The sequence below is a fragment of the Desulforhopalus sp. IMCC35007 genome (assembly GCF_005116575.1).
GTDB lineage: Bacteria > Desulfobacterota > Desulfobulbia > Desulfobulbales > Desulfocapsaceae > Desulforhopalus_A.
The window spans coordinates 45,421-59,004 of record NZ_SWCN01000018.1; the positions used below are offsets into that span (position 1 = coordinate 45,421).

Here is a 13,584-nt window from a genome sequence, read left to right on the forward strand (position 1 = left end):
ATGCAGAGATAAAATAATGGTAACCTGCTGAGCAATTTATGATGAAAGGAAAAATATTTTTTGGTGTCATCATTGTTGAGTGTGTACTCCTTGCTGTCTTGCTGATTCACGGACGAATTCGATACCATTCCCAGGACTTCCATCATTTAGAAGCCAAAAGAACATTGGTATCTCAACTCGGTCTGACAGATTATGCGATATGGACAGAGGCGAGATACACCAGACACCCTTCACAGGCCGACTTTTTTTCTGCCTTTCAGGACTTTCCCGCAGCCTTTGAACATTTCCCGGCAGGGGGCATTATTGCTCCCCCTCAATTTTTGCAGGGAGAAGTCGAGTGATAAAACATCTAAAGATTATCGAGTACGCCCTTTCTTCACTCCTGCGGCGGAAAACCAAAATTATTGCCATCTTTATAGCCTACACCCTCACCGTTGCAACGCTTGCCTCCGTACTCTTTCTCACCCACGCCCTGAAAACAGAGGCAACTCATATACTCCAGGGAGTCCCCGATCTTATCGTTCAGAGGATACTTGGAGGAAGGCACGATCTTATTCCAGTCGATTATGCTGAAAAAATAAAAGATATTTTTGGTGTTAGTGAGGTTAAACCCCGTTACTGGGGCTATTATTATGATGCGCTGACCGAAGCTAACTATACCGTGATGGGCGCAGGTGATGCGGCTTTGGAGCTAAAGCTTCTGGACGGGAAACTGCCGGCAACGGAGTTTGAGTGTGCGGTGGGAAAGGGTGTGGCTGCTCTCAGAGGGGCCGACTATTCCAATGAACTTATCCTGGTGAACAGCCGGAATATCGGTGTCCTCTTTGACGTGAGCGGGATTTTTCAGAGTGATTCTTCGCTTCTAACAAATGATCTGGTCTTACTCACGAATGAAGCCGTGATCGATTTCTTTGGTTTTGAGCCGGGACGGGCCACCGATCTTGCGGTTACCGTTCAAAACAGTAATGAGCTGCAGACGGTTGCGGTAAAGATCAAAAAACTCTTTCCCGATGCACGACCGATTACCAAAAGAGAGCTGACACGTACCTATGATATGGTGTTTAACTGGCGCAGCGGGATGATGCTGACCGTATTTTGTGCGGCGATCATGGCTTTGTGTATAATGGCCTGGGATAAGGCGACCGGTATCAGTGCAGAAGAAAAACTGGAAATTGGTATCCTGAAGGCAATCGGCTGGGACACGGATGATGTGCTGATCCTGAAATTCTGGGAAGGTGTCATCGTCTCCATGACATCCTTTCTAACTGGCTTACTTCTTTCTTATGTCCATGTCTTTTATTTTGATGCATTTGTTCTCTCGACAATTCTAAAAGGCTGGTCCGTGCTCTTTCCGGCGTTTCAACTCACGCCCAGTGTCAATGTATTACATATCTTTACCATGTTTTTCCTCACCGTCGTCCCATATATTGCAAGCACGGTAATACCGACCTGGAAAACAGCGGTGACTGATCCGGAATCTGTGATGAGAGGATAGGCAATGGCGTATATCGAGATAGAGGGGCTTTCAAAGGTTTATAATGTCGGCAGGGCGGATGAGCTGACAGCGCTGGCAGATGTTTCACTCTCCATTGATAGTGGTGAAGTTGCTGTACTTACAGGGTCCAGTGGTTCGGGGAAGACCTCACTGCTTAGTCTTATAGGCTGCATGGCCAGACCCACCCAGGGAAAGGTTATTATTGCTGGCAAAGATGTTGCAAAATTGCCTGAAAGGTTTCTTACCGCTGTGAGGAGAAAGCGATTTGGTTTTATTTTCCAGCAGTTCAATCTGATACGCGATGTATCCGTTCTCGAAAACGTTCTACTGCCGCTCTATCCCCTTGATCTTGGAATGTCGGCCATGAAGGATAAGGCAATGCCGATCCTGGAAAAGCTTAAAATTTCTCACAAAAAAAACCTGAAGGTAAAAAACCTTTCAGGTGGAGAGCAGCAGAGAGTTGCTATTGCAAGGGCGCTTATCAATGAGCCAGAGGTGATTATAGCAGACGAGCCAACCGCCCACCTTGACAGGCGGCTGGCCCAGGAGTTTCTCGATATTCTGGAGGTACTCAATCACGAAGGGAAAACAATTGTCATTGCAACCCATGACCCCTTTGTCTATGACAACCGTCTCGTTGGAAAAACTGTATCCATGCGGGATGGCAGGATTGAAGGAGTAACAATACATTGATTTTGCATCCCGGTATAATTGGCCTGCTTGTCGGGTCGGTCATAACCCTGCTGATGGTTTTCCATGCAGCGGTTACAGGGGCCATTGTGCTATACAGATGGGATTTTTCAAGCAGCTCTCAGTATCAGCTGTCTCTTGAGAGAAAAACCTACCTTGTCTCCACCCTTGTTAATTATGGCCTGGCATTTCAAGTGGCCTCGGCTGTTCTATTTGTTTATACGGTGGATGACATTCACCAGCTGTTTGTGGGAGCGATGTGTGCGACAGGTTCCCTCAACGCAAATCCCATAGGCTGGTACGCTTTGTTGTCAAAAATTGCAGTACTGTTTCTTTCGGGGTTCTGGCTGGCTCTCAATTACGTTGATTCAAGGCTGGAAGAGTCTCCTTATGTTAAGTTAAAGTATGGACTTCTCATTGGTTTGTTTCCATTTCTCGTTTTGGATCTGATCCTACAGTTCTTCTATTTTTTGGGTCTTGATCCAGCAATCATCACCTCCTGCTGTGGCTCACTGTTTGGTGGTGACAGTAACTCTGTCGCGAGCAGTGTTGCTTCCGTTCCAGTTGTTCCTGCAATGATTGTCTTTTATCTACTGGGAGCTGGCTTGATTTTCCTGTCTGTTGCTGTTCTTTATTTCGTCTCAGATCTGTTGCGTTATCTTTATGCAGTTTTGTCAGCATCATTTTTTGTTGTTTCAATTGTTGCGATTATCTCATTTGTTTCAATTTACATATACGAGCTTCCCACCCATCATTGCCCCTTCGATATGTTGCAGAGAGGATATCACTTTGTAGGTTATCCTCTTTATTTCACACTATTTCTTGCCGTTTATTTTGGCATGTTGCCTGGCCTGTTTTGTCCCCTGAAGAGAAATGTGGGAATGAATACTATTCTTTCTAAGATAGAGAGGCCCTGGATCTACTGGTGCCTCGGTAATACTGTACTCTGTATGTCCTTGGTGACATACACCATCTGTTTCAGCAACCTTACACTTTTTTCCGATTAATAGTTTGAGCTAAAGAATAACGTAAACTGATATGTCAAATGCAAAAGACACGTTCATAACTGATAATCGAATCACAGTCGATGATGATTCTAGTAGTGGGGTCTGTCAGCACTCCATGGGGAGTATTAAAAGAATTTTCAGGGCACTACCGGACGCGATTCTATGTGTGGATTATAGCCAGCGGATTATAATGCTTAATCCTGCGATGGAGGATATTCTCGGATACCGTGAGGATGAGCTGCTTGGACAACAACATTTTTATTTATATGGTAGTAAAGAAGAATATGAAGCAACGTTTAACGAGAGATTACGGCTTCCTGAAGAGGAGGCAAAAAAACCATATGTCGTAAAATTAAAAAAAAAGGATGGTACTTTTTTTTCCGCAGAAGTTACCAGCTCCGTTGTGAAGGGAAGAGATGGAGATACAATTTTTTTTCTCCATCTGATGCGTGATATTACGGAACGTAAAAGATTAGAAGATCAGTTACGCGAGTTGGAACAAAAATATAGGACGGTGGCTGATTTTGCCTACGACTGGGAATGCTGGAGGCTTCCGGATGGAGGGTTCAAATTTGTTTCCCCATCGTGCGAGAGGATAACTGGATATACAGCATCCCAGTTCATGAGTTATCCCGGGTTGCTTCGGGATATAATTGTACCGGAAGATCGTGACCTCTGGGATCGATATCAGGAAAACCTAGCCGTTAATATGAAACAGGAGGCGTTGCAGTTTCGTATTTTGAGAAGGGATGGGGATATTCGCTGGGTTGAACATGTCTGTCAACCCGTCATTGGGAAAAACCATGAATTGCTTGGTTACCGCACAAGTAACAGAGATATTACCAAACGAAAGCTCAACGAAAATGAGTTGCGCCAGGCACTTTTTAAGATAAAGGAATATCAGGAACAGCTTGAAGCCGAGAGTGTCTACCTCAGGGAAGAGATGAAGCGTGCCAACAGGCATGCTGATATCATCGGTGGCAGTAATGCCATACAGTACGTTTTTTTCAAGATAGAGCAGATTGCAGCAAATGATACCTCTGTGCTTCTGCTCGGCGAGACAGGAACAGGAAAAGAACTCATTGCCAGAGCCATACATACTACAGGTACGCGCAGCGATCGACCTCTAATTATCATTAACTGTGCAACTCTTCCCGCCAATCTCATAGAAAGTGAACTTTTTGGTCATGAAAAAGGATCTTTTACAAGCGCCCACAGTAAACAGATTGGACGATTTGAACTTGCTGATAAGGGAACTATTTTTCTTGATGAAATAGGCGAACTGCCCCTTGCACTTCAATCAAAATTACTTCGGGTTCTGCAGGAAGGAGAATTTGAAAGACTTGGTGGCACGAAGACCATTAAAGTGGATGTTCGTGTTATTGCAGCAACTAATCGGGACCTTGAGGAAGAAGTTAAAAAAGGGACGTTCCGAAAAGATCTATGGTACAGGCTCAATGTTTTTCCTATTACAGCACCACCCTTAAGAGATAGAGCTGAAGATATCGCCCTGCTGGCACGATATTTCACTGATCGTTTTGCCAAAAAACAGCGTAAAACCATCAACTACATACCTTCCCATATAATTGAACAACTTGAGGGCTATAGCTGGCCTGGAAATGTTCGAGAGCTTGAAAATGTTATTGAAAGGGCTGTTATCAACACGACTGGTGACAAGCTTAACATGGTGGATGACCTTTGTAAAAGCACCAAGCAGGTTGAAAAAAAATTTCAGAGCATGGAAGCAATGGAGCGTGATTACATATTTCAGGTACTTGAAGCAACCAACTGGAAGGTGAGTGGTAAGAACAGTGCTTCTGAAATTTTAGGACTTAAAAGAAGCACACTCAGAGCCAAAATCGACAAGCTTAATATCACCAAACTGTAATTCTTGGTTATTTAGAGTAATATTTCCTCCCATATACCGTCTAAAATGGCGGCCATATTTAGCCACATGGCCATATGTGGCCGCCATTCTATTTTTAGTTTCCTCCTTATTTTCTCTATCTTTCACCCTTTGTCTATCATAACAACGAGTTATTTTTAGTACCACAGAGTGGTATAGTTGGCACGATAATTGATAACAATTCTTATTATAGGTCTGGATTGGTAAGACCTTTTTAGTGGGGGAGGGGTGATGATTCTTAGTGTTATCAAAATGCATGGACTTGCAGGAAAAAGAAGGGAAATCCTGCAGACAATCAAGGAATTGGTCTCTAGGGCGACGCAGGAAAAAGGATGTATGGCTACAGCTTATTATGAAGTTATCGATAATAAAGATATCCATTACATCCTGGAAAACTGGAAAACGGAGGAAGATCTTGAAAGATATAAACGTTCAAAAGCATACAAAGTCTTGCTTGGGCTTGAAGCCCTACTCGCAGGACCGCTTGAAATTCAACACACTATTCAGTGTGAATCAGAGGTCAAACTCTGATAGGGATGAGGATACCTGGCAGTTCTTCGGCCTTACAAATCAAGGTAATGTTGAGCGCAGGTCTCATTCTCAATCGTTAATAATCGAAAGAGGGGGGAGGACGTGAAAATACGAAATCAGCGGTATCAACCCATCTATTGGAATGTAATGGTGGCAGTAGTAGCCATTGGTCTTTTGGCGCTTGGTGCAAACGATGCACAGGCGCTGAGAGGAATAAATTTATTTAACTCTGATGGAACGCCATTGCCTGCGGGCACGTCGTTTCGTTGGTTGGTGGAGGAAGATAAAACCTATCATGTGCCGTTAAATCCTAATGGCACGGTTGAAATGCTGGGGAACGCGCCGGCATTAGACCCCAACTGGATGGTAGAACAACCCTTGTCAGATAGACGAACTTTGTCAGTCAGCTTTCACCGCAGTTATATGCCTGTGGTGGATAGTGGTAACCAGGATGATCTCAGGAGCAAACTGAGGAGTCTTGATCTGGGACCGGTAACAAGTGCAAGAAATTATTATATCTCTGTCCTGCCAGATTCCGGTTATGCCATCAGTGGTGCATCCTTTAAAGGGAGTGACAGGCGTGTTGATGTATATGTTACTCCTGCACCTACTCCGACAGCTCAAATCACCATTTTTGCCCATGAAGACATTGCTCCTATAAATAATGTTTGGGATCAGGGTGAAGAGGGGATCGGCGGCTTCTCAATCATTTTAGAGGATGCCGGTGGGAAATATGGTGCCTCAGCAGGAATTCAAAGCGCTGACGCATTTGGAAATCCACTTTGTACAACCTATAATGCTGATGGCTCTGTGAATGTGATGGGAAGTGGTTGTACCACCGGCCCTGATGGCAGGGTAGTTATCAAAAATCTGGCGCCAGGAAAATATGGAATCATCGTTGTTCCAAACGACGATAGTAAATGGGTTCAGACGTCTACTATCGAAGGTACCAAGCTAATCGACGCCTGGGTTAAAGCCAATGAACCAGAATTTTTTGGTGAGTTTGGTCCTCCAGGCCCCCACGTTTCTGTGGGCTTTGTACCTCTTGATCCTGTAACAGGAACACATAAATCTCCAAAACTTTCGGGCGGTTCTGCGGTCTCCGGTAATGTCGTTAATCTGCATCTGTCCCGGCCACCTGACGCTCAATTTTATGCGGGTGGTGCATTTCCTCACACGACCCCTTGGGTAGGTCTCAATGAAATGGCCGGTGGTGTGCTTGGTGACGGCCTGTATGCGGCACGGACCAATGAAGGTGCATTTACAATCCCAGATGTTCCGCCAGGTGATTACCAGTTGGTTGTTTGGGATGACAATCTTGACATCGTTTTTGCAAAAAACACTGTCACTGTGGCTGCTGATGGCTCGTGTAACGGACTGAGTGGCTGTAACCTTGGTGATGTTCCTGTTTTCCAGTGGTTCACACGGCTTGAAAATCACGTATTCTATGATGCTAATGGGAATGGTAAAAGAGAAGATAGTGAAGTTGAAACTGGAATCGGGGAGCAGAATGTAAATTTACGTTTCCGTGACGGTACTATCTACCAGGCCTTTCCAACTGATGGTGATGGTTTTGTTCCTTTTGATCAGGTGTTTCCATTTTTCTCATGGCTGGTTGCTGAAGTGGATTTTGCACGATTTAAGGCAACTGGTTCGACGGTAACTGTTGATGATGGTGGCCCTGTACCTTTTGGGGATGCACTTTCCTTTGGAGGTCAACTTAATCCTCAAAAACAAAATGTTCCATTTGACCCTGATGCAAACGTTTATGGTGACACATGGACAAGGACTGAAGTAGGTCCTGTCTTAACCCATGCTTTCCAGGGTTTTCTTGGTCAGACCAGTGTTATTGAATGGGGAAAAACCCTTTATGGTTTTGGGGAGAACGGGGGTATCTCCGGTATGGTAATGTACGCGGTTACCCGTGCTGAAGATGATCCCGAGTATGCTGCTGCTGAACCATGGGAACCAGGTATCCCGGGAGTAACCGTTAATCTGTATGATGCCAACGGAAATTACCTCATGTCAACAGAAACTGACAGTTGGGATGGAAGCCTGCCTGAGAATTGTCAACATGGTGTAAACGATAGCGATGGTTTTCCAGGCAACGAAACCGACGATCCTTATAAGTTTCGTGGTCAGCCTACAGACTGTTACGATGGTCTGCGCAACTGGAATCAGGTTCGTCCAGGCGTCTTTGATGGTGGTTATGCCTTTGGCCCTGAATTCAGTATCAGTCAGGACTTTTTTGGGGTGAAGCCAGATTGGATTAATGTTCCAGATTCGAGTACTCCAGAAAGTGCGGATATCGGTTATTTGGCTCCCGGCAAATATCTTGTGGAAGTCGAAGTTCCGGCTGGGTATGAAGTAATCCGTTCCCAGGATAAGAATGTGGACTTTGGTGCTGAGTTTGTACCCGTTCCACAATTGTTACCCCCAGTATGTGTTGGTGAAGACTATATTGTGCCAGACGAATTGGCCCTGTTTCCTGGGGTAGCAGCTCCAAAAGCAGGCCAGACCCTGCAGACATGTGATGTAAAAGAGATATTCTTGAGTGGTAATCAAAATGCTGCTGTTGATTTCTCACTCTTTACCGAGGTTCCTATTTCTGGCCATATCATCGGGTTTATATTGGATGATACAGCCAATGAGTATGACCCCGCTTCACCGCAGTTTGGTGAAAAATACGCTCCACCATTTCTACCCGTTTCAATCCGAGATTGGACAGGCCAGGAAATCAGCCGCACAGTATCCGATGAATATGGAGTGTACAACGCTCTTGTACCCTCTACTTTTACAGAAAATCTCCCACAACCAAGTGGGATTTCTCCAAACATGCTGACCACCTGTATGAATGCCAAAACCATGGTGGACGGCAGTCCAGACCCGTTGCATAATCCGCAGTACAGTCAATTCTGTTACACCTTCCAGTATATGCCTGGTTCAACCACATATCTGGATACTCCTGTTGTTCCTGTAGCAGCTTTTGCCGGGCCTGACCAGTTTCCACTTGACTGTGAACTTGAAGCAGGAACACCTCGGATTGAGAGTGTCACTGTTCCCAATAACTCAGTTGGTGGTGGACCATATGTTCCTGCAAATAATAGTGGTCTCACTAACTCTGGTCAGACTATGACGATTAGATCGATGGGCAGAGTTCTTGTACCGAATCCCGCCTATGATGGAGTTGGTGGTTTAGAGCCCAAAAATATCAGACGGGATTACCGCTTTGGTGGACCTAATAATCAAGGCACTGTAACTCTTGGCGGCATACCACTTCCTGTTATTAGTTGGACCCAGCGGGAAATAACTGTCGACGTTTCTAATATTAACTTTGGTTCCGTTGGTGGCAAGCAGTTAACTGTTACCCGTGCAAACGGTAATGCAACGGTAACCGGGCTGACCGTGCAGGTTGGACTGAGAAATGGTTCAAATGTTGTCGTCGTCAGTGATGGCGGCTCTATTCAGGATGCTATCAACGCTGCAGGTCGTAATGATCTGATTCTGGTTGGACCAGGATCTTACAATGAAATGATCATTATGTGGAAGCCTGTCCAATTGCAAGGCTGGGGTGAGGGTTCTACCTTTATTAATGCAATCAAAACCCCATTTGAAAAACTTGCAGCATGGCGTACCTTGGCAGAAAGCCTGCTTGGAGACGGAACTAACGGTGATATCGATCTTATTCCCGGACAGGGATTGGGCTTTGGTGGAATTGAGCCTACAACATTCTTTGGTGAAGAAGGAGCAGGTGTCTTTGTTGCCGCAAAATCTAGTGGGCCAAACAGGTTCAGACTTAATCGGAACCGTGGCGCACGTATAGACGGGTTTAACATCTCCGGTGCTGATACAGGCGGTGGTGTGGTGGTCAATGGCTATGCAGACTATCTTGAGATCTCAAACCTGAAAATCCAAAATAACAGTGCCTTCTATGCAGCAGGTATTCGAGTGGGTCACCCATTTGTAAGCATTGACGGCCAACCTACTGATGCAGAAAATAATTACGTAAATATTCATCATAATACCGTAAATCAGAACGGTGGCCTTGACGGTGCTGGTGGAGGTATCGGTATTTATAGCGGATCAGACTCCTATAAGGTGAGCAATAACTACGTTTGCGGAAACTTTACCACTGCAGATGGTGCAGGTATTGCCCATTATGGTCTCAGTGACAGAAACAACAATAATAGCACGTATCCCGAGATATCTCAGAATACGGTTATTTTTAACGAAAACTTCAACCAGGGAGCCCCTACCAACGGTGGTGGTATTCTTGTTGCGGGTAAACCTCCGCTGGCAGTTGGTCAATTGTCTCAAGGTGCTGGTAATGTAAAAATTGAAGGCAACTTGATTCAGGGTAATTCAGCTGGCGCCGGTGACGGTGGTGGTATCCAGCTTAGTCGCGTTAACGGAGAGGATGTTAGAATCGTTGGTGGTGGCAATAATCGTCGAGTTGCAGTCGACTATATTGTTGATATCGTTAACAATATTATTGTAAACAATGTTGCGGCACAGGCCGGTGGTGGTATTTCTATCCAGGATGCATTGGATGTAAATATTTTATACAACACCATCGCCCACAATGACAACACCTCAACCAGTGGTAACGCATTTTCACCTGGTATTCCTTCGCAGTCTAATCCACAACCGGGAGCGGGAGTTGCATCCCACGCTCATTTGGACCTTAGTCTGCCTGCAGCACTAGATCCCGGGTTTTCTGACCCTGCTCTCAGCAATAATATCGTTTGGCAGAATAGGATGTTCTACTGGCTGCTCGAGGAGGCCGCAGATCAAACATCGGTTCTTACAGGGCTCTGTCCGGATATAGGCGGCGCAGTGGGCTTATCTTGTGGCTCTACCGTAGTCTATGATGATCTGGCTGTGATAGGCACTGGAAATGCGGCTGACGATCTGACCTGCACCAGCTGTCTTGAGACAAACCTCACCGATGATCCAGCTTTTGTCGCAGGAACCTTCAATGGCAACCGTGAAACAACAACCTTCCTGCCAGAGGTAAATACAGCAATAGCGGCTCCACCTGCTCTTGATGAAGGTGGTAACTTTATCCGACTGCGCTACGGGCCTCTTACGCAGACCGCGGATTTTCATATCCAGGCGGGATCTGATGCTGTTGATGCAGGTACTCTTAGTTTCATAACTCGTGATTTTGATCTTGAGCCTCGACCTTCAGGCCTTGCGTCTGATATCGGTGCTGACGAGTTATAACAACAGCAACCAGGTATCATAAAACTTCCGGGCGGGAATCCCGCCCGGAAGATCGATATAGGTGGTGAAATTATGAAAGCAACAAAACGATACAGTTCAACGATTCTTGCAGGTCTGCTGTGGTTTACCGGAGTAACGATGGCTCATGGCGCGGTAAACGTCCAGTGTGATCCTGACGGTAATATGAATGATAATCCCAATATAAAATGTATGCACCTCGTGGCCGGGGATGGCTTTGCCACCATGGCCGATGGTGAAATAAAATACATCTTCGGCTTTGCTGATGTAACAGAGATGGCAACCAGCACTCAGGAAGAAAAAAACAGGGTTATTGCAACCGGAATACTAGCTAATCAATGGCCAGCACCGAGCATTGTTCTGGAAGAGGGGCAGGAATTTTATCTTAGCCTGACCAACGTCGGCATGTTGATCCGTCCTGATCTTTTTGATCCGCATACCGTGCATTTTCACGGTTATCCTCAGTCCTCCACCGTTTTTGATGGCCTGCCAGAGAGTGGTATCGCTATCAACATGGGATCAACCCTGACCTACTACTACAAGCTTCACGACCCCGGCACGTATATGTACCATTGCCATGTGGAAGCAACGGAACATATGCAAATGGGTATGCTGGGAAGCCTCTACGTAAAACCTGCTCAAAACAACGGTCCTCCCATAACCCATAATGGAAGGGCTTATTCGCAGTTTGCCTATAATGATGGAGACGGTTCCACCGGTTACGACGTGGACTATCCAATACAGCTTGGGTCTTTTGACGGTGCATTTCATGACGCCAGTGAGTCTGTACAGCCGTTGCCGTTCGCTCTTATGGTAGATAACTATCCCATGATAAATGGTCGTGGGTACCCTGATACTGCGGATCCAAGAACCTATGACTTCCCGCCAACTGAAGGCAGTTCCGCGAATCCTGTCAATAATCCCGACCTTGAGAAACTGCAGACCTCGCAGCCAGTGAGTACCAGAATTGTTGCCAACCGGGGAGAGAGGATATTACTTCGTATCTCCAATCTGGCGATTACCCGTTACTACACCCTGCAAAGTTCTGGCATTAAAATGAAGGTGGTTGGGAGAGATGCCAAACTCCTTCGAGCCCCAAATGGCAACGATCTCTACTATGATGCCAATTCCATTACTTTGGGCGGTGGCGAGTCCGCAGATGTGATTCTTGACACTGCAGACATTAATCCCGGGACCTATGTCCTCTATACCAGCAACTTGAACTATCTCAGTAATAATGATGATCAGTTTGGTGGGATGATGACAGAAATTATAATCAACTAAGGGGGATGCCATGAAAAATATTGAATACAGATCGACAGCGATAGCTGCTGTCTTCACGGCTGCACTCCTGTTGTTATCTGTAGCTGGAGCGCAGGCAGCAATACAGGGCCTCACAGGACCTGACTTTGATTTTCGAGTAAAAGCGGACTATGTGAGCACCGCAGATGGTGGTTCCATGCTGCTTTGGGGATACGCAAACGGTAGCAACCGTGCACAATACCCCGGTCCAACCCTGATAGTTACCAAGGGGCAGACCGTCACTATCACTCTTAGAAATGAGTTGTATGTGGCCGGTTCAGGAGAAACACCGAATGTCTCTATCGTTTTTCCAGGGCATGATGTCACAGCATCATGTGAGGCCGCAGGAACTGAAGATCCATGTTCCCAAGGAGATCTGACCCTGGAGGCAGGGCGAGATGGTGATGTCGTCAAGTACAGTTTTGTAGCGGGAGAGCCTGGAACATATACCTATTACAGTGGAACAAACCCTGGATTGCAGGTGGAAATGGGCTTGACCGGGGCTATTATTGTACGGCCTGCGGGTTTTAACCCAAATGTACCCACTGCTTACGGGCATCCTGATACGGCTTATACCTATGAAGAACTGTTCTTTTTGACTGAGATGGATCCCAATATTCATCAGGCAGTTGAATTCTATGGTCCAGACGACCCTTCCATACAGCCACTCGTTGACGATTATTTTTCCAACTACTGGTTCATCAATGGTCGGACCGCACCAGATGATCTGGCTGCTCCAAATGTTTTCTGGCTACCAACACAACCGTACAACTCCGTACCTCGGATGCATCCCGGTGACACTTTGCTCATGCGAGTTGTCGGTGGAGGGCGCCAAATGCACCCCTTTCATCACCATGGGAACCACGCAAAAGTTATCGCGAGAGACGGCCGAATGCTGGAGAGCAGTCCTGGTGCAGGACCGGATCTAGGGACAGAAGGGTTCACTATTACCGCTACTCCAGGGAAAACGGTTGATGCTCTTTTTACCTGGACCGGTGAAGGGCTGAACTGGGATATCTACGGCGGAACCGATGTGGTCACAGCCAACAACCAGTCGATGCAGCACACCTGTAACGGTAAGTTTGTTGGGGAAGACCAGAGTCCAAACGCACCAAAGTATGACCCCATTACCCACGAATTCTGCGAGGATCACGGCAAGCCGCTTCCTGTGAACCTTCCTGGTAATCTGGAACTGGCCTTTGGTGGCTGGTGGGGTGGAAGTCCTTATCTTGGCGCTCTTGGCGCTCTCCCTCCCGGAGAAGGTGGTCTTAATCCTAACGGAGGTTACACCTTTATGTGGCACTCCCATACGGAAAAAGAGCTCACGAATTGGGATATTTTTCCCGGCGGTATGCTGACCATGATGATCATTGAAGCATACAATGTGCCGATTGAATAACGAAGGGGGA

9 protein-coding genes are annotated in these 13,584 nt (G+C 46.2%); all 9 read left to right on the forward strand.

All coding sequences use genetic code 11. From position 1 onward, the window contains the following. The first annotated feature begins 38 nt into the window (after positions 1-38). The 9 genes from FCL48_RS17565 to FCL48_RS17605 all read left to right on the forward strand — a co-directional run bounded on the left by FCL48_RS17565 (position 39) and on the right by FCL48_RS17605 (position 13,574). The gene (locus FCL48_RS17565) at positions 39-341 is read left to right on the forward strand and encodes a hypothetical protein (protein WP_205747748.1); all 303 of its coding nucleotides are present in this window, start codon (positions 39-41) and stop codon (positions 339-341) included. Beyond that, positions 338-1,495, forward strand: coding sequence for an ABC transporter permease (locus tag FCL48_RS17570; RefSeq protein WP_205747749.1), 1,158 nt, complete (start codon positions 338-340; stop codon positions 1,493-1,495). The genes FCL48_RS17565 and FCL48_RS17570 overlap by 4 nt, the downstream gene beginning before the upstream one ends. A gap of 3 nt (positions 1,496-1,498) precedes the next feature. Further along, positions 1,499-2,188 (forward strand): ABC transporter ATP-binding protein, encoded by a 690-nt coding sequence (locus tag FCL48_RS17575; protein ID WP_136874026.1) that lies wholly within the window; start codon positions 1,499-1,501, stop codon positions 2,186-2,188. Next, the gene (locus FCL48_RS17580) at positions 2,185-3,192 is read left to right on the forward strand and encodes a hypothetical protein (RefSeq protein WP_136874028.1); all 1,008 of its coding nucleotides are present in this window, start codon (positions 2,185-2,187) and stop codon (positions 3,190-3,192) included. The genes FCL48_RS17575 and FCL48_RS17580 overlap by 4 nt, the downstream gene beginning before the upstream one ends. A 31-nt stretch (positions 3,193-3,223) precedes the next feature. After that, positions 3,224-5,080 (forward strand): sigma 54-interacting transcriptional regulator, encoded by a 1,857-nt coding sequence (locus FCL48_RS17585; RefSeq protein WP_136874030.1) that lies wholly within the window; start codon positions 3,224-3,226, stop codon positions 5,078-5,080. A gap of 249 nt (positions 5,081-5,329) precedes the next feature. Continuing rightward, positions 5,330-5,629 (forward strand): putative quinol monooxygenase, encoded by a 300-nt coding sequence (locus tag FCL48_RS17590; protein WP_136874032.1) that lies wholly within the window; start codon positions 5,330-5,332, stop codon positions 5,627-5,629. A 102-nt stretch (positions 5,630-5,731) separates the two neighbouring features. Then, a complete protein-coding gene (locus FCL48_RS17595) occupies positions 5,732-10,855 on the forward strand; it encodes a hypothetical protein (protein WP_136874034.1) in 5,124 nt (1,707 codons plus the stop codon). A 72-nt stretch (positions 10,856-10,927) separates the two neighbouring features. After that, positions 10,928-12,157, forward strand: coding sequence for a multicopper oxidase domain-containing protein (locus FCL48_RS17600; RefSeq protein WP_136874036.1), 1,230 nt, complete (start codon positions 10,928-10,930; stop codon positions 12,155-12,157). Positions 12,158-12,167: 10 nt separating this feature from the next. Continuing rightward, entirely contained in the window at positions 12,168-13,574 is a 1,407-nt protein-coding gene (locus tag FCL48_RS17605) for a multicopper oxidase domain-containing protein (RefSeq protein ID WP_136874038.1), read from the forward strand. The last annotated feature ends 10 nt before the right edge of the window (positions 13,575-13,584 follow it).

Excerpts from the sequence above, each read along its gene's own strand:
- FCL48_RS17565 (WP_205747748.1), top strand. The coding sequence starts at position 39 with ATGATGAAAGGAAAAATATTTTTTGGTGTCATCATTGTTGAGTGTGTA.
- FCL48_RS17575 (WP_136874026.1), top strand. The coding sequence starts at position 1,499 with ATGGCGTATATCGAGATAGAGGGGCTTTCAAAGGTTTATAATGTCGGC.
- FCL48_RS17585 (WP_136874030.1), top strand. The coding sequence starts at position 3,224 with ATGTCAAATGCAAAAGACACGTTCATAACTGATAATCGAATCACAGTC.
- FCL48_RS17590 (WP_136874032.1), top strand. The coding sequence starts at position 5,330 with ATGATTCTTAGTGTTATCAAAATGCATGGACTTGCAGGAAAAAGAAGG.
- FCL48_RS17600 (WP_136874036.1), top strand. The coding sequence starts at position 10,928 with ATGAAAGCAACAAAACGATACAGTTCAACGATTCTTGCAGGTCTGCTG.
- FCL48_RS17605 (WP_136874038.1), top strand. The coding sequence starts at position 12,168 with ATGAAAAATATTGAATACAGATCGACAGCGATAGCTGCTGTCTTCACG.